The 20,833-nt window shown below is 71.1% G+C and carries 20 protein-coding genes; 12 read left to right on the top strand and 8 right to left on the bottom strand.

The window, feature by feature from the left end; translation table 11 throughout:
* Positions 1-823 precede the first annotated feature (823 nt).
* Complete coding sequence (locus Ade02nite_RS27995; protein ID WP_203770302.1) at positions 824-1,612, top strand: alpha/beta fold hydrolase; 789 nt, start codon at positions 824-826, stop codon at positions 1,610-1,612.
* Here the strand turns inward: Ade02nite_RS27995 and Ade02nite_RS27990 are convergent.
* On the bottom strand, positions 1,593-2,174 hold the full coding sequence (locus tag Ade02nite_RS27990) for a TetR/AcrR family transcriptional regulator (protein ID WP_239169106.1): 582 nt from the start codon (positions 2,172-2,174) through the stop codon (positions 1,593-1,595). The genes Ade02nite_RS27995 and Ade02nite_RS27990 overlap by 20 nt on opposite strands.
* Positions 2,175-2,342: 168 nt before the next feature.
* On the opposite strand from Ade02nite_RS27990, the gene Ade02nite_RS27985 reads away from it, so the two are divergent.
* Positions 2,343-3,935 (top strand): methyl-accepting chemotaxis protein, encoded by a 1,593-nt coding sequence (locus Ade02nite_RS27985; RefSeq protein WP_203770298.1) that lies wholly within the window; start codon positions 2,343-2,345, stop codon positions 3,933-3,935.
* A gap of 35 nt (positions 3,936-3,970) precedes the next feature.
* Complete coding sequence (locus Ade02nite_RS27980; RefSeq protein WP_203770296.1) at positions 3,971-5,845, top strand: sensor domain-containing diguanylate cyclase; 1,875 nt, start codon at positions 3,971-3,973, stop codon at positions 5,843-5,845.
* A gap of 37 nt (positions 5,846-5,882) precedes the next feature.
* Here Ade02nite_RS27980 and Ade02nite_RS27975 read toward each other — a convergent pair whose 3' ends face one another.
* Positions 5,883-7,367 (bottom strand): sensor histidine kinase, encoded by a 1,485-nt coding sequence (locus tag Ade02nite_RS27975; protein ID WP_203770288.1) that lies wholly within the window; start codon positions 7,365-7,367, stop codon positions 5,883-5,885.
* A gap of 317 nt (positions 7,368-7,684) precedes the next feature.
* On the opposite strand from Ade02nite_RS27975, the gene Ade02nite_RS27970 reads away from it, so the two are divergent.
* Together Ade02nite_RS27970 and Ade02nite_RS27965 are read left to right on the top strand one after the other, a co-directional pair.
* A complete protein-coding gene (locus tag Ade02nite_RS27970) occupies positions 7,685-8,305 on the top strand; it encodes a discoidin domain-containing protein (protein WP_203770286.1) in 621 nt (206 codons plus the stop codon).
* Between the two features lie 76 nt (positions 8,306-8,381).
* The gene (locus tag Ade02nite_RS27965; RefSeq protein WP_203770284.1) at positions 8,382-8,762 is read left to right on the top strand and encodes an HPF/RaiA family ribosome-associated protein; all 381 of its coding nucleotides are present in this window, start codon (positions 8,382-8,384) and stop codon (positions 8,760-8,762) included.
* A gap of 38 nt (positions 8,763-8,800) precedes the next feature.
* Here the strand turns inward: Ade02nite_RS27965 and Ade02nite_RS27960 are convergent, their stop codons facing one another.
* Both Ade02nite_RS27960 and Ade02nite_RS27955 read right to left on the bottom strand, forming a co-directional pair.
* Positions 8,801-9,040, bottom strand: a complete 240-nt coding sequence (locus tag Ade02nite_RS27960) for a YrhB domain-containing protein (RefSeq protein WP_203770282.1) — start codon at positions 9,038-9,040, stop codon at positions 8,801-8,803.
* Positions 9,041-9,313: 273 nt separating this feature from the next.
* Positions 9,314-10,420, bottom strand: a complete 1,107-nt coding sequence (locus Ade02nite_RS27955) for a CPBP family intramembrane glutamic endopeptidase (RefSeq protein ID WP_203770280.1) — start codon at positions 10,418-10,420, stop codon at positions 9,314-9,316.
* Between the two features lie 348 nt (positions 10,421-10,768).
* On the opposite strand from Ade02nite_RS27955, the gene Ade02nite_RS27950 reads away from it, so the two are divergent.
* Together Ade02nite_RS27950 and Ade02nite_RS27945 are read left to right on the top strand one after the other, a co-directional pair.
* Positions 10,769-11,737 carry a pectate lyase family protein gene (locus Ade02nite_RS27950; RefSeq protein WP_203770278.1) on the top strand — a complete coding sequence of 323 codons (969 nt, stop codon included), beginning with the start codon at positions 10,769-10,771 and terminating at the stop codon, positions 11,735-11,737.
* 55 nt (positions 11,738-11,792) lie between these two features.
* Positions 11,793-12,263 carry a GrpB family protein gene (locus Ade02nite_RS27945; protein ID WP_203770276.1) on the top strand — a complete coding sequence of 157 codons (471 nt, stop codon included), beginning with the start codon at positions 11,793-11,795 and terminating at the stop codon, positions 12,261-12,263.
* Positions 12,264-12,358: 95 nt separating this feature from the next.
* Here Ade02nite_RS27945 and Ade02nite_RS27940 read toward each other — a convergent pair whose 3' ends face one another.
* Positions 12,359-12,691: a TfoX/Sxy family protein gene (locus Ade02nite_RS27940; RefSeq protein WP_203770268.1), complete on the bottom strand. Its 333-nt coding sequence runs from the start codon at positions 12,689-12,691 to the stop codon at positions 12,359-12,361.
* Positions 12,692-12,733: 42 nt separating this feature from the next.
* On the opposite strand from Ade02nite_RS27940, the gene Ade02nite_RS27935 reads away from it, so the two are divergent.
* Positions 12,734-13,123 (top strand): OsmC family protein, encoded by a 390-nt coding sequence (locus tag Ade02nite_RS27935; RefSeq protein WP_203770266.1) that lies wholly within the window; start codon positions 12,734-12,736, stop codon positions 13,121-13,123.
* A 114-nt stretch (positions 13,124-13,237) separates the two neighbouring features.
* On the opposite strand, the gene Ade02nite_RS27930 is transcribed toward Ade02nite_RS27935, so the two are convergent.
* Positions 13,238-13,474 carry a GntR family transcriptional regulator gene (locus Ade02nite_RS27930; RefSeq protein WP_203770264.1) on the bottom strand — a complete coding sequence of 79 codons (237 nt, stop codon included), beginning with the start codon at positions 13,472-13,474 and terminating at the stop codon, positions 13,238-13,240.
* Between the two features lie 406 nt (positions 13,475-13,880).
* Here Ade02nite_RS27930 and Ade02nite_RS27925 point away from each other — a divergent pair, with 406 nt between their 5' ends.
* Positions 13,881-14,411 (top strand): hypothetical protein, encoded by a 531-nt coding sequence (locus tag Ade02nite_RS27925; RefSeq protein WP_203770262.1) that lies wholly within the window; start codon positions 13,881-13,883, stop codon positions 14,409-14,411.
* Here Ade02nite_RS27925 and Ade02nite_RS27920 read toward each other — a convergent pair.
* Both Ade02nite_RS27920 and Ade02nite_RS27915 read right to left on the bottom strand, forming a co-directional pair.
* Positions 14,396-15,151 carry a citryl-CoA lyase gene (locus Ade02nite_RS27920; protein WP_203770260.1) on the bottom strand — a complete coding sequence of 252 codons (756 nt, stop codon included), beginning with the start codon at positions 15,149-15,151 and terminating at the stop codon, positions 14,396-14,398. The genes Ade02nite_RS27925 and Ade02nite_RS27920 overlap by 16 nt on opposite strands.
* A gap of 2 nt (positions 15,152-15,153) precedes the next feature.
* Positions 15,154-17,235, bottom strand: coding sequence for an outer membrane protein assembly factor BamB family protein (locus Ade02nite_RS27915; protein WP_203770258.1), 2,082 nt, complete (start codon positions 17,233-17,235; stop codon positions 15,154-15,156).
* 181 nt (positions 17,236-17,416) lie between these two features.
* Here Ade02nite_RS27915 and Ade02nite_RS27910 point away from each other — a divergent pair, with 181 nt between their 5' ends.
* From Ade02nite_RS27910 to pqqE, 3 genes are all read left to right on the top strand, one after another.
* Complete coding sequence (locus Ade02nite_RS27910) at positions 17,417-18,454, top strand: ThuA domain-containing protein (RefSeq protein WP_203770251.1); 1,038 nt, start codon at positions 17,417-17,419, stop codon at positions 18,452-18,454.
* 113 nt (positions 18,455-18,567) lie between these two features.
* On the top strand, positions 18,568-19,248 hold the full coding sequence (locus tag Ade02nite_RS27905) for a thiaminase II/PqqC family protein (RefSeq protein ID WP_203770249.1): 681 nt from the start codon (positions 18,568-18,570) through the stop codon (positions 19,246-19,248).
* Positions 19,245-20,807: a pyrroloquinoline quinone biosynthesis protein PqqE gene (pqqE, locus tag Ade02nite_RS27900; RefSeq protein WP_203770247.1), complete on the top strand. Its 1,563-nt coding sequence runs from the start codon at positions 19,245-19,247 to the stop codon at positions 20,805-20,807. Before Ade02nite_RS27905 ends, pqqE begins: the two co-directional genes overlap by 4 nt.
* Positions 20,808-20,833 lie beyond the last annotated feature (26 nt).

The following is a 20,833-nucleotide window of genomic DNA, read 5'->3' as shown; positions in this document are numbered from 1 at the left end:
CTCGGTCCCGCCTCTGCTTCGGCATGCCACCGGGGGACCCGAAGACGGCGCCGCAAGGTGGCCGCCAACGGAGTCGATCAAATCGAGCACCGCGACAATCCTGACCTGAGTGATCTGCGAGCGACCTCAGCCGAGGGTTCAGCGGTGGCGTGCCGGCCACGCCTTACCCGGCGCCCCGAGACGGGCGTTACTCCGGCGCGCTTGAGGCGTCTCGTTCTTCCTCGACCACCTGCACCGTCGGGTGTTCGGTCTGCGCAACGATGCTGCCGATCTCCACCCACCAGCTCGTGGGAGGTTGCCCTCGCCAAGCGGCCGATCAGCTCGGGCAGCACGATGGCCGGCGCCGCAGGGCGCGTTGTTGCAGGCTTCGCCGCATACGGTGACGACGCGGGCGGGTGCAGACCGCCGACCAGGTTGCGGCTTCCGCCCGAAGTTGGGCGACTCCCATCGCGGCTCCGGGTCACCGACTCGGAGCCGGCATCGCCAGCCGCAGGTTCCGGACCGGCAGGCCCGCTCCACCACCTCGTACAACCGCGGTCCCGGCAAACCCGTCATCGGCACCGGCGTGCCCGGCCCTAGCACAAACTCACTGTCGGCGGTGCTCGTCCACAATCCTGCGTATCCACAGGGCTCGCGCGCGGCTGGGCGTCTTTCCTGGAGAATGGCCTGCGGGGGCTCCCCCTTGGGAAGGGCGGGCTCGGTGGGCTGGGGCGCTGCGGAAGAAGTCGACGACCGTGGCGTCGGCCAAGGAGACAACGCCCCGGAACGAGGCTTCCGCGCTGCCGGCAGACGAAGACCCCGGCCGGAACCATAGGATCTTCCGATGTTCGTGGAACGTCGTGGGGACGGGACCCCCGTGCTGCTTCTGCACGGTTTCGGGGTCGACCATCGCATCCTGCTGCCCCTGGAGGAGGTTTTCGCCGCTCACCCCGGCTGGCAACGGCTCTACCTCGACCTGCCCGGCTTCGGCCGCACGCCGGGCAGCGACGACGTGCGGGGCAGCGACGACGTCGTGGCCGCGGTCTGCCAGTTCGTCGACGCGGAGCTGGGGGAGCGGCCGTTCGCCCTGGTCGGCAACTCCTGGGGCGGGATGCTCGCGCGGGCGATCACCGCTCGGATGCCGGAGCGGGTGCTCGGGTTGTGCCTGCTGTGCCCGGCGGTCGTGGCGGATCGGGAGGCGCGGGAGCTGCCCGCGCGTACCGTCCTGCGCAGTGATCCCGGGGTGGTCTCGGCGTTGTCGCGGCAGGAGCGTGTGCTCTACCAGGAGATGGCGGTGGTCGAGTCGGCGGAGGATGGGGAGAGGTTCCGGGAGTACGTGCTGCCGGGCATTCTCGCGACCGACCAGCGGGCGATGGCGCGGATCGAGGCCGACTACGACGTGCATCCCGAGCCGGAGAAGGGTCCCGCGTACGAGGGGCCGACCCTGCTGCTCACCGGGCGGCAGGACGACGTCACCGGCTACCGGGACGTCTGGCGGGTGCTGGAGCACTATCCGCGGGCGACGTTCGCCGTGCTGGACGCGGCGGGGCACAACGCGGCCCTGGAGCGGCCGGAGGTCGCGCATCCGCTGGTGGCGGACTGGCTGGCGCGGGTCAGCGCAGAAGCGCGTTGATCAGGTCGGTGAACGGCGCGGCCAGCTCGTCCTCGCTGGCCGAGGTGAGCGGCTCCACGCGCAGCGACGAGCGCAGCACCACCACGCCGAGCGAGGCGGCCAGGACGAGCTGGGCGCGCAGCAGCCGGTCGGGGGAGGGGGTGCCGCAGGCCACGGCGAGGCGTTCGCTGATGGCCTGGATGACGCCGCGGCGCATCTGCTCGGCGCGCTCGTCGCCGGAGGTGCGCAGCAGCAGGAGCATCGACTCGGTCATGCTCTGCTCGTCGCGGGAGCTGGTGATGCGGCGGGCGATGTCGGCCGCCACGTCGTCGATGTCGATCTCGCCGGAGTCGCGGCGCAGCTCGCTGACGGCGCTGGACAGGCACGCCTCGAAGAGGCCTTCCTTCGACGTGAAGTAGCGGCTGATCAGCGCGACGTTGACGCCCGCCTCGTCGGCGATGTCGCGGACCGTGGTGGCCGAGTATCCGTCGCGGGCGAAGCGGCGCTTGGCCACGTCGAGCAGCAGCTGCCGGGTCCGGGTGGCGTCCCGGCGCCGGGGCGGTGCTGGCTCGGGCGTCTCCACGGCAGAAGCGTAACCGTCACCTCGGTCAGGGACGCGGCGCGGTGTCGCGGGACGGCTCCTCGGCGGCCGGCCGGGCGGCGATGTTGCGCAGCGCCTGGTGGCGGTGCTCACCGGCCCAGTCTGGCCGTTTCCGGCATGAATTGTCCTCACTTCCCCTAAGAAGGTCATATGGCTAGCGCTGTGCTCGCGGACCTGAGCGTCAAGACGAAGATCCTCGGTGCCGTCTGCGTGGCCATCGCGCTCGCGGTCGTCGTCGGCGTCGGCAGCCTCGTGGGGCTCAGCAACACCAGCGCCTCGGCCGAGCAGATCTACAGCAGCAACGTCTCCGGCGTGAACTACGTCGGCGAGATCCGCAGCGGCCTCGCCCAGTCGCGGCTGGATGTCACCAACCAGATGCTCTCCGACACCGCGGCGCAGAAGAAGCAGTACCGCGAGGCGTTCGAGACCCACTTCGAGGCGCTGACCGGCGCGCTCGCCGACTACCGGACCAGCGAGCCGGTCGTGCCCGACGCCGATCTGGCGGAGCTGTCCGACGACTTCGACGCCTACCGCGCGCTGGTCGAGGACAAGCTGTTGCCGGCCGGCGACGCCAACGACCTCGATGCGTGGCAGCAGACCCGCGACACCGACGTCGCCCCGCTCATGGAGGAGGTCTCCGGCGACCTTGACACCATGCGCGCCGCGGAGAACGAGGACGCGCAGAAGAACGCCCAGGGAGCCCGCGACGAGTACGGCATGAGCCGCACGATCACCACCACCCTGCTGATCGTGGGCTCGGCCGTCGCGCTCCTGCTCGGCTGGCTGGTGGCCCGGCAGATCGTGCGGTCGATGGCCCGGGTCAAGCACGTCTGCGACGGCCTGGCCGAGGGTGACCTCACCCGTACGGCCGGGCTGACCACCAACGACGAGCCCGGGCAGATGGGCCGCTCGCTCGACGTCGCGATGAGCCGCCTGCGCGAGACCGTCATGACCATCGACTCGTCGGCGGCGGCGCTGGGCAGCGCCTCCGACCGGATGTCGCGGACCGCCGGCGAGATCGCCGTGTCGGCCGAGGAGTCCTCCGCCCAGGCGCAGACGGTGTCGGCGGCCGCCGAGCAGATCTCCCGCAGCGTCGACGCGGTCAGCGCGGGCAGCGACGAGATGGGCGCCGCGATCCGGGAGATCTCGCAGAACGCGGCCGAGGCCGCCCAGGTCGCGAACGAGGCGGTCGGCCTGGCCGCCAGCACCTCGCAGACGATGACCAAGCTCGGCGAGTCGTCCGCCGAGATCGGCGACGTGATCAAGGTGATCACCTCGATCGCCGAGCAGACCAACCTGCTGGCCCTCAACGCCACGATCGAGGCGGCCCGCGCCGGCGAGGCGGGCAAGGGCTTCGCCGTGGTCGCCTCCGAGGTCAAGGACCTGGCCCAGGAGACCGGCCGGGCCACCGAGAACATCTCGGCGCGGGTCGAGACCATCCAGGCGGACACCGGCGGCGCGGTCACCGCGATCGAGGAGATCAGCCGGGTCATCGCCCGGATCAGCGACTTCCAGACCACGATCGCCTCCGCGGTGGAGGAGCAGACCGCCACCACGGCCGAGATGAACCGCAGCGTCACCGAGGCGGCCACCGGCACCGGCCAGATCGCCGAGAACATCACCGGCGTCGCCGACGCGGCCCGGCGCACGACCGACGGCATCGCGCGCTCGCGCGAGGCCACCGCCGAGCTGGCCACCATGTCGACCGATCTGAGCGCGCTGGTGTCCCGGTTCCGGTATTGAGTCAGATCCGCAGGTCCGCGGCCGACCTTAGAGATGTGACGCGGTCCCTCGACGCCGGGAGCACGAAATGGGTGCTGGGGTCGCTGGCTGCCTTCTTCACCCTGCTCGCCGGCATCGACCTGGCGATCTTCGACGGTACGCAGCGGGCGATCCTCGCGGGCGTCGCGGCGATCAGCGCCGTCGTGCTGGCCGCCGGCGCGGTCCTCGTGCGCCGCCGCCGGCCCGGCCGGCAACCCGCCGTGCTCAGCGTGTTCGGCTTCATCCCCGTGCTCAACGGGCTCGCACCGCTGTTCGTCACCGGCGAGCTGCACCAGACCAGCATGCTGATGCTGATCATGGTGGGGCTCGGCGTCGCGGTCAGCTCCACCGCCTTCGCGATCGCGGCCGCGGCGACCGCCACCGCCGGCTGGATCGCCGCGGTGCTGCTCCGCGACGACCTGCACACCGGCGAGCTGACCTACTACGCGGTGCAGTTCGGCCTCGCCCTGACCATGGGCACCCTGCTGCGCGTCAGCCTCATCCGCCGCCAGCGGCTGCTGCGCGCGATGCGCGACGAGCTGGCCGAGGCCGCCGAGCGCTTCCAGGGCGTCTTCGAGGGCTCCCCGGCCGGCATCGGGCTCGCCGGCACCGACGGGCGGTTCGTCACCGTCAACCCGGCGCTGTGCCGGATCCTCGGCCGCGAGCAGGACGAGGTGATCGGCCAGGACGTGTTCCGCTACGCGCACCCGGACGACCGCTTCGACCTCGACGAGATCGCCCGCCGGATCGCCGAGGCGAGCGACGGCGTCGCCCGCATGGAGGTCCGCTTCTGCCGGCCCGGCGACGACACGCGCTGGGTGTGGCTCACGCTCTGCCGCACGCCCACCAGCGGCGACGGCAACCGGACGCTGGTGCAGATGCAGGACGTCACCGCCCGCTACCAGGCCGAGCGCGCCACCCGCGACTCCGAGCGCCTGCTCGCCGCCGTCGCCGGGGTCGCCCGCCGCATCCGCACGGGCGAGGACGCCCGCACCAACATCATCAATGCCGTACGCGACCTCGCGAGCTCCGACGGCGTCATGCTCATGGAGCCGGTCACCGCCACCGAGGAGCTGGTCGTCACCGCGGCGTCCCAGCAGCACCTGGTCGGCACGCGCATCCCGCTCGCGCTGACCTCGATGACCGCCGAGGTCTACCGCACCGGGCAGCCGGTCTTCCGGGCCGACCCCGCGGCCGACCCGGTCGTCTCCCCGGCCCTGCTCGAGCTGACCCGCGCCCGCTCGCTGCTGTGGCAGCCGGTCATCGCCGACGGCACGGTCATCGCCGTGCTCTGCGTCTCGTGGGCCCGCCGCCTCGACGACGTCGGCGGCCGGCGCGCCCGGGCGGTCGCCCTGCTGGCCGACGAGACGGCCCTCGCGCTGGAGCACGAGCAACTGCTGCGGCACCTCGAACGGATGGCGTACACCGACACCCTGACCGGGCTGGCCAACCGGCGCGCGTGGCAGGCGCAGCTGCCCCGGCTGCTCGCCCAGGCACGGCGCACCGGCGGGTCGCTCACGGTGGCGATCGCCGACCTCGACCACTTCAAGCGCTACAACGACACGTACGGGCATCCGGCCGGCGACGAGCTGCTGCGGCAGACCGCGTCCGCGTTCACCCAGGCGCTGCGCGACAGCGACCTGATCGCCCGGTGGGGCGGCGAGGAGTTCGCGATGGCGCTGCCCGACTGCCCGGCGCCGGACGCGGCCCAGGTGCTCGACCGGGTGCGCGCCGCGACGCCGGGCGCCGAGACGTGCTCCATCGGCTACGCGACATGGGACGGCACCGAGACGGTGGAGCAGCTGCTCTCCCGCGCCGACGACGCGCTCTACCAGGCCAAGGAGGGCGGCCGGAACGCCGTACGCGAAGCCGCCGTCACTTTGTCAGCGTGAACCCGTCCAACCACCCCGCCACCACCCGTGACCGGACTCACTTCGTGAGGCTGAACTCGATTCGCGCACCATCGGTGTACGAGGTGTCCAGCCGGATCTGCCCGCCGTGGTGCTCGACGATCTTCTTGCAGATCGCCAGGCCGATGCCGGTGCCCGAATAGACGTCGCGCGGATGCAGCCGCTGGAAGATCACGAAGATCTTGTCGGCGAACTCCGCGTCGATCCCGATCCCGTTGTCCGCCACCGCGAACGTGTACTTCTCGGCGTCCTCGGTGACCGTCACGGTGACCCGCGGCGGCACGTCCGGGCGGCGGAACTTGATCGCGTTGCCGAGCAGGTTCTGCCACAGCTGCGTCATCAGCGTCGCGTCGCCGGGCACGGTGGGCAGCTTCGGCCGTACGATTTCCGCGCCCGTCTCCTCGATCGCCAGCGCGAGGGTGTCCTCGACCCGCCCCACGACCTCGTCCAGGTCCACCGGCTCCCGGTCGTCGTACATCCGCCCGATCCGCGAGAAGGCCAGCAGGTCGTTGATGAGCTGCTGCATGCGGGTGGCACCGTCGACGGCGAAGCCGATGTACTGCTGCGCGCGGTCGTCGAGCTGGCCCGCGTACCGCCGCTGAAGCATCTGGCAGAACGAGGCCACCTTGCGCAGCGGCTCCTGCAGGTCGTGCGAGGCGACATAGGCGAACTGCTCCAGGTCGGCGTTCGACCGGTGCAGCTCGGCGGCCTGCTGCCGGCTGGCCGCGAGGCTGTCGGCCAGCTTGCCGCGCATCGCCTCGACGTCGGCGGCGAGCACGGCCAGATCCGCCGGCCCGCGCGGCGCCACCCGGTGGTCGAAGTCGCCGCCCGCGACCCGCCGCACCTCGGCGCTCAGCTCGTTCAGCGGCCGCAGCACCACCACCCGCAGCAGCACGGCGATCGACGCGATCAGCACCAGCAACGCGACGACCAGGCCGGCGAAGGCCGTGTTGCGCAGCCGGCGGCTGTCGTTCAGGTCGGCGCGCCCCTCCGCGCGCAGCGCCGCCAGCTTGCTGTCGAGCCCCGCGAGCGGCTCCCGCACGTCGTCGAAGGCCTCCTTGCTCTGGGTGACAAGCGCCACGTTGTACGAGTCGGAGCGCCGCGCCCGCACCAGCGGCTCCGCGGCCGTCTCCCGCCACGACGCCATGCGCCGCTCGACCGCGTCGAGGTCGGCCAGCGCGTCGGAGTGGCCCTCGAGCAGCCCGCGCAACTGCGCGACCAGGCGGGTCTCGTCGCCGCGGCCCTGCGCGTACGGGTCGAGGAACTGCTGCTCGCCGCTGAGCACGTAGCCGCGCACCCCCGTCTCCTGACCCACGACCGCGGCGGTCAGCTCGGCGACCGCGGTGCGCGCCGGCGCGATCCGGTCGTTGAGGCGGTTGGAGACCTCCGTCGTGCGCGAGAGCATCTCCGCACCCACCACAGTGGCCACGGCGATGAGCACGACCATGGCGATGAGGACGGAGGCGAACCAGCGCTGGCTGGTCCACCGGGCATGCGTGATCACGCAAGCAAGGTACGGGAGGGCGCCGCGGCCCGCGATCGCGGATGCGCCAAGATACCGCGGGGCGCGGAAGATCGGGGGCATCGATGGACGAACGGGACGAGACGGCTCGGCCTTCGCGGGCGGACAGTCTACGGTTGACGCGCATGCCGCCGCGCGGTATGGCACCTCCGTCGGCGCCGGCACCGGTCGCTCCCGCCTCCCCGCCGGTGGCTCCCGCCTCCCCGCCGGTGGCTCCCGCCTCCCCGCCGGTGGCTCCCGCCTCCCCGCCGGTGGCCGCCGCCGTCCGGCCGCGTCGCCGGTGGCCGTGGGCTGTCGCCGTGGCGCTGCTTCTCGTGGCCGGGTCCGCCGCGGCATGGGCCTACCGGACGTCGGGCTCCGCTGAGGCCACGACCCCCATCTACGTGCCGTCGGTCGACGCGCCGGCCGCGGCGCTCACCAGCGCGCCCGGCTCGGCCGCCCCCTCCTCGGCCGCGCCTTCCCCCGTACCGCCAAGTCCTTCGACGGCCCGGACCTCGCCACCCCCACCGCGCGTCACCGGCAAACCCAACCCGTCGCGTGCCAACCTCGCGCTGACCGGCACGGCCACCGCCTCCTCGGTCGAGGGCCACCCGTGGGACGCCCGCAACGCCGTCGACGGCGACCCCAGCACCCGCTGGTCGAGCGGCTTCTCCGACCCGCAGTGGATCCGCGTCGACCTGCACGAGCCGCGCCGGCTCACCGAGATCACCCTGGTCTGGGAGCACGCCTACGGCACGCGCTACCGCGTGGACACCTCCCTCGACGGCCGCACCTGGAAGACCCGCTGGTCGACCACGCGCGGCCAGGGCGGCACGGTCACCGTGGACGCCGCCGGCACGGTCGCCCGCTACGTGCGCATGGTCGGCACTCACCGCGTGAGCTCGTACGGCTACTCCCTGCTGGAACTGGAAATCCGCTGACGATTCGGGCGTTTCAGCGCCCGCGCCCCCGGGGAAGGAAGATCACGACAGGCGAAGTCTCAACGAGGGAGTTGTGATGAGTGCGGTGAACAATCCCGCCACCGTGGGCGAATGCCTGCGCGTCGGCGCCGGTTTCTCGCAGGGCGACCGCAACTGGATCGCCGAGCAGTTCGTCACGCTCGACCACCGGCTGGCCGCCTTCCACGCCGACTCCACCGAGCTGGAGATCATGGTCAAGGACCGCGGCGCCCCCGGCCAGAAGGTCACCCTGGAATGCTGGATAGCCGGCCGCCAGAAGATCGTCACCACCTCGACGGAGGAGGACCTGAACGCCGCCCTGCACGACGTCCGAGACGACTTGCGCCGCAAACTGGACGACGCGAAGACCCGGCAGGAGCCCCGCAACAACCGCCACCTGCGCGAACGTGCCGAGCCAGAGGCCGAGCTGGTCGAGTAACCCACGGCAAAGACGGCGCGGCGGGGACGGGGCGCGAGTCAGATGTTGTATCTGACCGCTCCGTCCCTCTTGCTGACCGACACCGGTGCGTTTCCCGCCAGGAGTTCCCTGGCGTCTCCACGTTCCACCCAGCCTCGCCCATCGTACGGGAAGATCCAGGCGTCACCGCCGTCTCCGATCGCCGTCTCGATGATGACGACGTCGAAAGGAATCCGGGAACGAACTTCTTCGTCGAGAAAGTTCTCGGCACGAGCGCGTGCTTCGTCGCGTGACATCATCGTCAGCCAATCCTTCCGCGTGAACGGAGCACGCACGGCCCCGCGCGAAGATACCGAACAGGGGCGACCAGGCCCGATGCGCCCCACCGCCCTGGCCTCGGCCTTCGACGCCCCCGTCCGATTCGAACACGACGGATGCGACGCCCACGCAGAACGAGACGACGGCTCCTTGAGACGCGACAGCCGGCGGCCGGTCGGTCTTTTCAACCGAGCGACCACGCTGAGGTTTAGTCCACAGATAGTCACCGAGATAGCAGCAGGCCCCATGCCCACCTATCCCGAAGCGCGATTCTGCTGTTCGCGGGCGTCCCTCTCCGTTGATGGCAAGCCGCTGCCGCCCGCCTGTTGCGCCCACGGTGACGGCTCGCCGGGCTGTGCCGGGATGACGCCGTATCCGCTCGGAACCTGCGCCGGGAAAGGGCCGTAGCCGCCCGGCCCCGGCATCCAGGCGCCCGGTGGCGGTGGCGGTGGCGGGAATGCGCCCACCGGCACCGTCTCCGCGATCCCCGCGCGCCGGGCCAGCCAGACGATCACCGCCGCGTAGCCGAGCAGCACCGGCAGGTCCACCACGGCCAGTTGCCAGGGCATGTCCGCGGCTGTCTCCTCCATGGTCAGATCTCCGTAGGCGGCGGACAGGCCGGCCCCGATCAGGTTGTTCATGACGTGCAGGGCGATCGCCGCCTCCAGGCCGCCCGTGCGGACGGTGAGCCAGCCGGCGACCGTGCCGAAGACGATCAGGTCGGCGAAGCCCCAGGGCGTGCCCCAGCCGTGCAGGGCGGCGAAGACGAGCGCCTGCACGGCGATCGGGATCCACGGGCCGCGTGTGCCGATCGCCTGCACCAGCCAGCCGCGGGTGAGGTATTCCTCGGCGGCGGCCTGCGGGGGCACCACCAGCAGGAGCACCACCATCGAGGCGGCGAACGGGCCCCAGCCGGCCAGCGCGTCGTCGAGGCCGACGTCCTCGCCGGTGAGCACGGCGAAGGTCATGCCGGCGGTGAGGAAGACGGCTACCGCCACGCCGGCTACCGGCAGGCAGGTGAGCAGCCAGCGCCAGCGCAGGCGGCCGGTGACCGATGACAGGGTGCCGGGCGGGCGGCGCTGGATCCACGCGGCGGCGGCCAGGGTCAAGGGCAGCAGGGCCGCGATGAGCAGGAACGACATGGCCAGCGTGACGAGCGGGCCGAACGCGGGGACTCCGTCGGCGTCCTCGGGCTGTCCGGTGATCAGGGCCATGGCGGTGACCGCGATGAAGCCGCCGATGGTCGCGATGATGCCGGCGGCGACGATCGCCAGCGTGCCGAGCAGCGAGCGCCACCACCGGAACGCCGGGGTGCGGGCGAGCCGATGGTACGGAGTGGACGGCGCCGGGGGGATCAGCATGGATCACAGTGTGGCGTGCCGGGGCCACCCCCGTCCCGCGGCCGCTCGCGCTGTCGGGGGCCGCCCGTGAGAGATGCAAATACGCGACCTGCCACTGCGGTTGTTTGCAGCTTTTCCCGTACAAGATGATGGGTCTTGGAACGACGCCCGTGCGATCGATGATCCGTCACCGGTCCCGGCGGCCGGATCGAAAGGTCATCTCCTGGCGGGACTGAACCGGTAAAGACACCTTCGTTTTCCGGCGGCGGATGTGGCATTGACAGTCGTAAATGCGTGTACCTATGGTCGGCCGAGGTAAGCGCTTACCTAAGGCCCCCCAAGGGAAAGCAAGCTTCGGAAGGATCCCCCATGTCCGCTCCCCAACTGCGCCGCCGCACCGTCCTGTCGGCGCTGTCCGCCAGCGTCCTCGCGGTCGGCGGGCTCACCGTCGTGGGCCAGCTCGAGGCCTCCGCGGCCGAGAGCAGCCCGGTCGGGTTCGCCAGCCTCAACGGCGGCACCACCGGCGGCTCGGCGAGCACCGTCGTGACCGTGACCAGCGCCTCCGCCCTCAAGTCGGCGCTGAGCTCGAGCACCTCGCAGACCGTGCGCGTCAGCGGCCTGATCTCGATCTCCGGCATGTACAACGTCGCGTCGAACAAGACGGTCATCGGCGTCGGCTCCGGCTCCGGCATCACCGGCGGCGGCCTCAACCTGTCCGGCGTGCGCAACGTGATCATCCGGAACATGGTGTTCCGCAACGCCGGCGACGACTCGATCAACGTGCAGACGAACACCACCAACGTCTGGATCGACCACAACGACCTGGCGAACGGCTACGACGGCCTGATCGACATCAAGCGCGGCTCCGACTTCATCACGGTCTCGTGGAACAAACTGCACGACCACGACAAGTCGATGCTGCTCGGCCACAGCGACGACAACGGCTCGCAGGACATCGGTCACTTGCGCGTGACGTACGTGCACAACTGGTTCAACGGCACCAATCAGCGCCACCCGCGCGTGCGTTTCGGCAACCCCGTGCACGTGCTGAACAACTACTACAGCAACATCGGCTCGTACGGCGTCGCGTCCACCGAGAACGCCGGCGTCTTCGTCGAGCGCAACTATTTCGAGAACGTCGGCAGCCCCACGATCACCCAGACGGGCGATTCCGCCGCCGGCAACCTGAAGGTCCTCAACAACTACCGCGTCAACTCCGGCACCGAGCAGGTCCGCAACGGCGCCAGCGTCGCCGCGATCCCCTACTCCTACACCCCGGAGGCCAACAACACGGTCAAGGCCACCGTCACCGCGGGCGCCGGCACAGGCAAGATCTAAGGCAGTCATCTGTACGCGGGGAAGCGCGCCACGCTTTCCCGCGTACATTTCTGCCGTGCCCCGCCTGCGCCCCTCCGACGATTTCCTCGCCGAGGCCCACACGATCCTGTACGCCGAAAGGGCCCGCCTGGCCCCGCTCGGCGACGACCACGAACTGCTGCTGGTGGGCGGCTGCTCGGTGCCCGGCGCCCTCACCAAAGGCGACGTGGACCTGCATCTGCGCACTCCGCCCGGCGCTTTCGAGAAGACGGTGGACCGTTTGCGCAACGTCTATCGCGTGGTCCTCCCGTCGATCTGGCAGCCGACTCTTGCGACGTTCGCTCTCGACGCGGCTCTCCCGACGGGAATCGCCGTCACGCCGAAGGGCTCCGAGCACGACCTGCGCTTCACCCGGACGTGGCAGCGGCTGGCGGCGGATCCGGCACTGCTGGCGGCGTACAACCAAATGAAGCTCGCTTTTCACCATGACCGAGACGAGTACGAACGCCGGAAGTCGGCCTTCTTCGATGATCTGACCGCGCACTGAGGCCGAGGATCAGCGACGATGTCCGCGGCGCAGGCCTTGCCCGCCGTCTCGATCGCCCTTGCCGTCGAGTGTGCGCGGTGAACCGGCGGATGGCCTCACTTGGCCGGTAGTGACCGGGCGTAGCGGATGCCGCGGTCCAGCCACGACTCCAGTGCGTTCTCGCTGGTCAGCGCGCTCGCGTCGATGTGCAGCCAGCCGTTCAGCTCGCGCCCGCGCATCTCGAAGCGGCGGGCCTCCGGTCGTGCGAGCAGTGCCGGGGTCTCTGCCGGGTCGACGCGCAGCATCAGGCCGCCCTGGCTGCTCGCGCACGCCGCCATGTTGCCGTCGATCAGGAAAGCCAGCCCGCCGAACATGCGCCGCTCCGTGAGACCGGCTTCGTCGCGCAGGCTCTCCCGGATGCGGTCGGCCAGGTCCGGGTCGTAAGCCATGCCGGTAGTGTTCCACCCGAACCCGCGTCACGTGGAGGACCGATGGACGAATTCTCCGTCGCGGTCGGTGCCGGATCGCACCGTTCCGGCTCGCCCGACGCCGTTCGCTTCCCCCATCGCTGGACCGCCGAGGGCGTCACGGTCGAGGCCGACTTCACCGGGGCGCACCTGTTGCACCTGGCCGCGGCCGGCTGCGTCCTCAACGACATCTACCGCGAGGCCGCCGAGCTGGCCATCCCCGTCAACGGCGTGCGAGTGCGCGCGGCGGGCGGCTACGACCCGCAGACGTGGGCGTCCACCGGCATCACGTACCACGTCGACGTGGACTCACCCGCCTCGGCCGACGACGTGGCCCGCCTGCTGACCCGCGTCGACGAGGTCGCCGAGATCCCCCGAGCGATCCGCGCGGGCGCGGCTGTGCGGCGCGGCTGACGCTGTGACGGTCGCGCCTGGCGGGCCCCGGCGAGTGCGATCCCGCCTGGGCCGCGAACTCGGGGTGGGCGCTCACCGCCATCGTGCGGGTGCGCCGGCGCCTCGATCAGGGTGTCAGTCCGCCGAACGGGCGACGAAGGTTCCGCGGCCCACCACCGTGACGACGAGTCCACGTGCGCGCAGGAGCTCGAGCGCCTTGCGCGCCGTTCCGCGGGCGACGCCGAATTCCTGGACCATCTGGTTCTCGGACGGGATCGGGCGGTCGGGCAGCAACTCGCCGTCTCGGATGCGGGCTTCGATGACGTCCGCGATCTGGACGTACAGCGGCGTCGGCCCGTCAAAGTCGATCACAACCTGACCATCTCACCTCAGGGGAGACCGTGATGGTCGAAGGGGAACCACGGGGAACCATGTACAGGCATGGGGAAGTGGAGTAGAGTCCCGGTAACTGCGAAAGCAGCCGGTGCAACCGCGGAAGTGGTTGCCAGCTCGGCCCGGTGCTGTACTACGGCATCGGGCCAGTGGTGTGCTCGGGGCCGAGACAAGGGGGCCCCGAGGCGTGGCCCTCGACAGCCCGGCGTTCTGAAGAGGGGGCGAGATGGATTCGCGGCTTCGCAGTGCGGTCGACGCGAGTGTGAGCTGGTACGAAGACCTCTGCGCCTTGCACGGGGTCGGGTCGGTTCTCACCGATGGGCTCTGGAGTGCGCTGGAGCCTCCGCCGCCGCTGCATTCGGATGCCGTGGCTGTGGAGCCTGAGGTGACCACGGGTCAGGTGCTCGCCCGCCTGGACGGCCGGGAGCGCTGCGGGGTCAAGGACAGCTTCGCCACCATGGATCTGGGCGGCGAGGGCATGGAGCTGTTGTTCTCGGCCACCTGGTTGCACCGCGACGCCGAGCCGGGCCGCCGACGCGCTCTGCCCGCGGGGTGGGTTGCGGTGAGCAGTCCCCAGGAGCTCTCCGAATGGACCGCCCTGCACGACACCCGTGACGTTCTGCTGCCGGCTTTGCTGCGGCGGGCGCACTTTCGCATCCTGGCCCGGTACGCCGAGGGGCGGATCGTGGCCGGCGCGGTCGTGCGGCTCGGCAGTGGCGCGGTGGACGTGTCCAATGTGTACGCCGTACCGGGGCATCGTGTCGATTGGGGTGAGCTGGCGGCGGTTGCCGGGGCGTTCTTCCCGGACCGGCCGCTCGTCGGCTACGAGCGCGGGGATGCGCTCGCGGCCGCGCTGGACGGCGGTTTCGTGCCTGTCGGCGAGTTGCGGGTCTGGGTCCGTCAGCGGCCGAGGTAGGTGGGGCGGATCGACGGCGGGATCGGGCCCTTGTTGCGGCGCCCCTGGCCCGTCTCCTCCCAGGCGTGGGCGAGGATTCCGACGCTGCGGCTCAGGACGAACAGGCCGCGGGCCAGGGGAGCGGGGAAGCCCAACTCGGCGTAGATGACGGCCGTGGCGCCGTCGATGTTCATCGGGACGGGGTTGAGGGCCTCTTCGACGGCGAGGGCGGCCCGCAGGTGGGCGCCGGGGACCGTGCCCGTGGCCACCGCTTCGGTGACCAGGGCCAGCAGCGGGTCGCGGCGGGGGTCGCGGGTGTGGAAGCGGTGGCCGAAGCCGGGCAGGTAGCGGATGCCGCGGGCGCGCCATTCGGCGATGACGGTGCCGGCGGGGACCTCGCGGGTGACCATCTCGGTCAGGAGCTCGACGCATTGCTCGCCGGCGCCGCCGTGTGAGTCGCCCAGGACGTTCACCGCGCTGGCCATGGCGTTGTTGAGGCCGACTCCGCAGGTCGCTGCCATGCGGGCCACGGCGATCGAGGGGGCGTGGGGGCCGTGGTCGACGCCGGCGATCAGGGCGGCCTCGAACAGGCGTGCCTGGTCGGGGGAGGGGCGTTCGCCGCGCAGCATCAGCCAGATCATCTCGCCGAAGCCGATGTCGCCGATCAGTGACTGGACGGGGATGCCGCGCAGCTCGATGACGTTCGGCTCGATGCGGGAGACGGCGGTGCCCCACCAGTCCGCGGCCTGGGAGTCGGTCATGGCTAGTAGACCTCGATCTTGCCGGTCGGTCGTGGGCTGTGGCAGTCGTTGTAGAAGTATTCGCCGCGGCGCTCGAACGTGTACTGGAACGACTCGCCGGGCTTGAGGCGGACGTCGAACAGGCCCTCGAAGAACTGTGTGGCGCCGTGCTCGTGGACGTTGCCGGCGGGGTTGACGAAGGTGACCGTGGTGCCGGCCGGCACGCGCAGGTGGGTAGGTGCCATGGCGTTCACGGCGGTCGACTCGGTGGCGCCGGCCGTACCGGTGGACGGGTCGAAGACTCGGGCCAGGACGACCGTGTTGTTCACCGTGCTGCCCTCGACCGGGCCGCCCTGCACCGGGCGGCGGACCACCGGGGGCGGCGGCGTGGGCGCCGGTTTCCCCGTACCGCCAAGCTGGAAAGCCCACAGGAAGTCGCCGCGCGGAGCGGAGTCGCCGTACGGGATGCCGGTTCCGCCCGCGTAGACGGCCAGATACTGGACACCGTCCACTTCGTACATGATGGGGCTGGAGCTGATGGCGGCGCCGCACTGGAAGCGCCACAGCTCGCGGCCGGAGTGGGCGTCGAGGCCGATGAGGTTGCCGTCGGGCTGGCCGATGAAGACGAGCCCGCCGGCGGTGCTGAGCGCGCCGTTGCCGTGGGCGAGGGAGTACGGCATGCGCCGCTTCCACCGCACCCGGTTCGTGGACGGGTCGACGGCGACCACGCCGCCGGTCTGGTATTCGCCGGGCGGGCGCAGGCCGTTGCTGCTCTCGGAGAGCGAGTGGGCGGCCGCCACGTAGCCGTAGCCGGTGTAGACCAGGCCGCTCTCGTGGCTGTACGACTGGTGGTTCCAGCACGCGCCGCCGCCGTGGCCCGGCGTCGACAGCACCGGCACGTCCCAGTGCGGCGTGTAGAGCTTGCCGAGCCGATAGTGGGGGACGGCCCGGTTGGGGTCGCCCGGCACCGAGGTGCCCAGCGGCTGGCGTACGAGCTCATCCTCGATCCACCCGCCCTGGCGCGGGAAAGGCTGTGTGGGCCACGTTTTCTGGCGAGGCTCCTGCGGTACGGGGATCTCGTCGATGCCGAGCGGCGCGGTCCCGTCCGTGCGGTCGAGGATGTAGTACATGCCGGTCTTGCTGCCGTAGACGACGATTTTCCGGAGCCTGCCGTGGATGCGGACGTCGGCGAGGACCGGCGCCATCACGTTGTCCATGTCCCAGATGTTGTGGTGCACCGACTGGAAATGCCACCGGTACTTCCCGGTCTTCAGCTCCATCGCGACGATCGAGCTGGAGAACAGGTTCTGCCCGCCGCGGCCCGAGCCGTCCTGCGACGAGCCGTTGCCGCGCGCGTTGCCGAACGTCCAATAGATGAGCCCGAGCTCGGGGTCGAGCGCCGGGTGCATCCACGGGGTGGCGCCGCCGACCTGCCAGGAGTCGCCCTCCCAGGTGTCGTTGCCGAGCTCGCCCGGGCCCGGCGCGCCCCAGAAGTGCCAGACGACCGAGCCGTCGGTGGCGTCGAGCGCGAGCGCCGCGGCCCGCGTGGTGTCGTGCGTGCCGACATGCAACAGCCCGTCGTGGTACGTGACCGCGACCTTCTCCATCGTGCCGTAGCCGGTGATCTGCCGCTCCCACACGACGGCACCGGTCGCCTGGTCGAGCGCGATGATCCAGTTGCCCTTGCCGTGCGTGAAGACCTTGCCGGCGCCCACCGCGACGCCCCGGCGCGTCAGGGTGCCCCGCGTCTGCACGTACGTCCATCTGGTCTGCCCCGTGCGGCCGTCGACCGCGTGCACGTTGCCGAGCGCCGACTCGATGTAGAGCACCCCGTCGACGGCCACGGCCGTGCTCTGATTGGTGCCGGTGGTCAGGCCGCCCTCGATGCGGTTGACCCAGGCGCCGCCGAGCCGGCGGACCGTGCCGCGGTTGATGTCGCGCAGGGCCGAGTAGTTCTGGTTGCCGTAGTTGCCGCCCACCTTGGGGAAGTCGGAGCCGCCCGGGACGGTGCAGGACTGTGGCGTGGCTTCCGCGCGTGCGGGGACGCTCACCACGGCGGCCGCGGCCAGCGTTCCCTTGAGGACGGTGCGGCGTCGTACCTCCATCGGCGTGCTCCTTCGGTCCACCTGACGGACCATGTGGTCCGTCTAGAGGAACGCAGCGTACGACGAGAACGGAAAGTAATCCATGCTTGCGCAGCTTGAAACATCGTCCTTATATTGAGCCGTGCCGTTGAATCGGCACAGCCGGTCCGTCTGACGGACCTCGCGCGAAGGGCGGGTCAGTATGGCGAACAGGCGCAACGTCCTCAGGGGCGCGGCGGCGGCCACCGCGGCGGCGGTCGGCGCGACGTCGGCGGCGGGATCGGCGGAGGCGCACGCGGGCGGCCGGGAGCCGACCGTCAAGGAGCCGATCACCACGAAGATCCCGCGCGGGCAGGAGAGGTACTTCGACCCCTACTACAACGTCGTCCGGGGGCAGGTGCCCGCGTCGTACCACCCGTGGGTCGCCAACCGGCAGGACCGGGTGCTGCTCTACACGCGCACGGCCGGGCCCCGGCACGCCCACCTCGGGCCGGCCCTGCCCGCGGGCCTCAACCCGCCGCTCACCGAGGCGCACGTGCTCCAGAACGCGATCGTCACGTGGATGAACGAGGCCGGCGTGCAGGTCGACTGGACCGAGGACGTGACGCTGATGCCGGGCATCGGCAGCGCGTACAAGGCAGTGGTCTTCGGCAGCACGAGCCGCGACACGCTCTTCAAGCACGGCACCGCGGTGCAGCCGAACGCGGCGGTCAACACGACGACGCCCGCGCACCTGGACGCGGCCCGCACGGCGCTGCGGCAGTACATGCGCGCCGGCGGCGGCTTCGTCGGCATCCACAACGCGATCGGCGGTACGGAGTACAACTGGCCGTACTACGAGGGTCTGTGCGGCGGTACGCAGTACTACGACCACGGTGCGAACCAGAACGGCACGGTCATCACGCTCGCCAAGGACTCGTCAACCCGGGCGCTTCCGCCGCGGTGGGAGTTCAAGGACGAGTGGTACAACTGGATGCCCTTCCCGACCCGGGTGAAGTTCCTGCTCGCCGTCGACGAGGCGTCGCTGGCCACCAAGTCGAGCACCCACCCGGGGCACGGGAAGTTCCACCCCATCTCGTGGTGCCAGTACTACGACGGCGGCCGGTCGTGGGTGACGGCGCTGGGGCACGACGCCCAGGCGTACATCGACGGATCTGATTTTCCCGGGCAGAACTTCTTCAAAAAGCACGTCGTCGATGGAATTCTGTCCACAATGGGCAAGATTCCCTTCTGCGGATAGGAGATCGCCATGCAGGCCACCGTCGTCCGAGAGAAAAAGACCTGGACCAAGCCGCGTACGGAGTGCCTGGAGTCACGCGCGGAGGTGTCGGGCTACGCCGGAGTCGACCGCCCGTGGCTGACCAAGCGCTGAGCCGCGCGGCCTTCGCCGACGAGCTGCGCTCCCTCGCGCCGCGCTACTGGGACGGGCATCCGTTCCATCTGCGCCTGCACGCGGGGGAGTGCAGCCCCGGTGAGGTCCGCTCGTGGGTTGCGAACCGCTGGTACTACCAGCAGATCCTGGCCCGCAAGAACGCCGCGGTCGTCGCGAACTGCCCGCTGCCCGACGTGCGCCGGGTGTGGCTCGAGCGCGTGGCCTTTCACGACGGCGGCGCCCGCGACGACTGGCTCGTGCTCGGCGACGCCGTGGGCCTGTCCCGCGACGAGCTCCTCGACGAGCGCCACGTCGCGCGCGGCACCCGCTTCGCGGTCGACGGCTACCTCGCGTTCTGCCTGACCCGCCCCTGGACCGAGGCGGCGGCCGCCGCGCTGACCGAGCTCTTCTCGCCCGAGCTCATGGCCGCCCGCGTCATGGCCTGGCGCCGCCACTACGAGTGGATCAAGCCGGACGGCTACGCCTACTTCCACAACCGCATTCCTGTGGTACGCGACGACGCGCGCTACACCCTCGACCTGGTCCTGGCCCATTGCCGTACGCGCGACGAACAGCGCGCCGCGGTGCGCGCGCTCGCCTTCAAATGCGACGTGCTCAACGCGATGCTCGACGCCATCGACTACCAGGGCGGCGTGGGATGAGGCCCGGCCTGGCCGAGGGTGTTCGCCTGGTGCACGATCCGGTGCGCGACGCCGACGCCCTGCTGTATCCCGAGGGCACCCTGCTGCTGGACGGGCCGGCCCCGGACGTGGTCCGCCTCTGCGACGGCGACCGCGACGTGGAGGCGATCGTCGGCCTGCTGGGCGAGCTCTACGAAGGCGTCCAGGCGGCGGACGTGCAGGAGTTGGTGACCGACCTGATCGATCGCCGCCTGCTCGCCGACCGTGCCGGTCCCGACAGTGACGCTGCGCCGGCCCGCCACCTCGCCGGTCCGGCCCCTGACCTCGCCGGGCCGGCCCCTGACCTCGCCGGGCCGGGCCTTGACCTCGCCGGGCTGGCCCCTGACCTCGCCGGGCTGGCCCCTGACCTCGCCGGGCTGGCCCCTGACCTCGCCGGGCTGGCCCCCGACCTCGCCGCGCCGGCCCCCGACCTCGCCGCGCCGGGCCCCCACCCCTCCCATGTCGCCTTCCATATCCGAAATATCGCTGGAAAGCGGCTGAATCGGGCGCCGCTGCCGATCGGGATGGTGGCGGAGCTGACCTATCGGTGCCCGCTCAGCTGCGGCTATTGCTCCAACCCGGTGCAGGCCGGGCGCGACGAGCTGGACACCGCTCAGTGGCTGGACCTGTTGACGCAGGCGCGGCACCTCGGCGTCCTCCAGGTCCACTTCTCGGGCGGCGAGCCGTTGCTGCGGCCGGACCTGCCCGAGCTGGCCGGCCACGCCCGTTCCCTCGGCATGTACACGAACCTCATCACCAGCGGCGTCGGCCTGACCGAGCGCCGCCTCGACAAACTGTCCGGCATCGACCACGTGCAGCTCTCGGTGCAGCACGCCGACGCGACCGCCGCCGACGCCATCGCCGGTCTGCGCGCCCACGACCGCAAAATCGAGGCAGCCGCCCTGATCCGCGCCGCCGGACTGCCGCTCACGGTCAACGTGGTCCTGCACGCCGGCAACGTCGACGCCCTCGAGGAGATCGCCGCCTTCGCCGCCGGCCTGGGCGCCTCCAGGCTGGAGCTGGCCCACACCCAGTACTACGGCTGGGGCCTGCTGAACCGCGCCGCCATCATGCCCACCGCCGACCAGATCCACCGCGCCGACGAGGCCGCCGCCCGCGTGCACGGCCGCTACGACATGGAGATCGTCTACGTACGCCCGGACCACCACACCGGCCGCCCCAAGCCCTGCATGAACGGCTGGGGCGCCCGCCAGTTCGCCGTGAACCCGTCCGGCGCCGTGCTGCCCTGCCTCGCCGCCGAGCAACTCCCCGGCCCGAAGCCCACGGGCACGCTGGAGCAGATCTGGTTCGACTCGGACCTCTTCAACCGCTTCCGCGGCACCGCCTGGATGCCCGACCCGTGCCGCAGCTGTGAACTCCGCGACGTGGACTTCGGCGGTTGCCGCTGCCAGGCCTTCCAACTCACCGGCGACGCCGCCGCCACCGACCCGGTCTGCTCCCTGTCGCCCCACCACCAGGACCTCGTCCCCGCGGGCGGCCCCCGCCCGCCCGTCATCCCACGCCGCCTGGGCACGTCATGAAGTCTCGAAACCTCGCGCCCCGCCGA

It is taken from the genome of Paractinoplanes deccanensis, assembly GCF_016862115.1.
Classification (GTDB): domain Bacteria; phylum Actinomycetota; class Actinomycetes; order Mycobacteriales; family Micromonosporaceae; genus Actinoplanes; species Actinoplanes deccanensis.
This window is presented reverse-complemented; position numbering and strand designations above follow the sequence as displayed.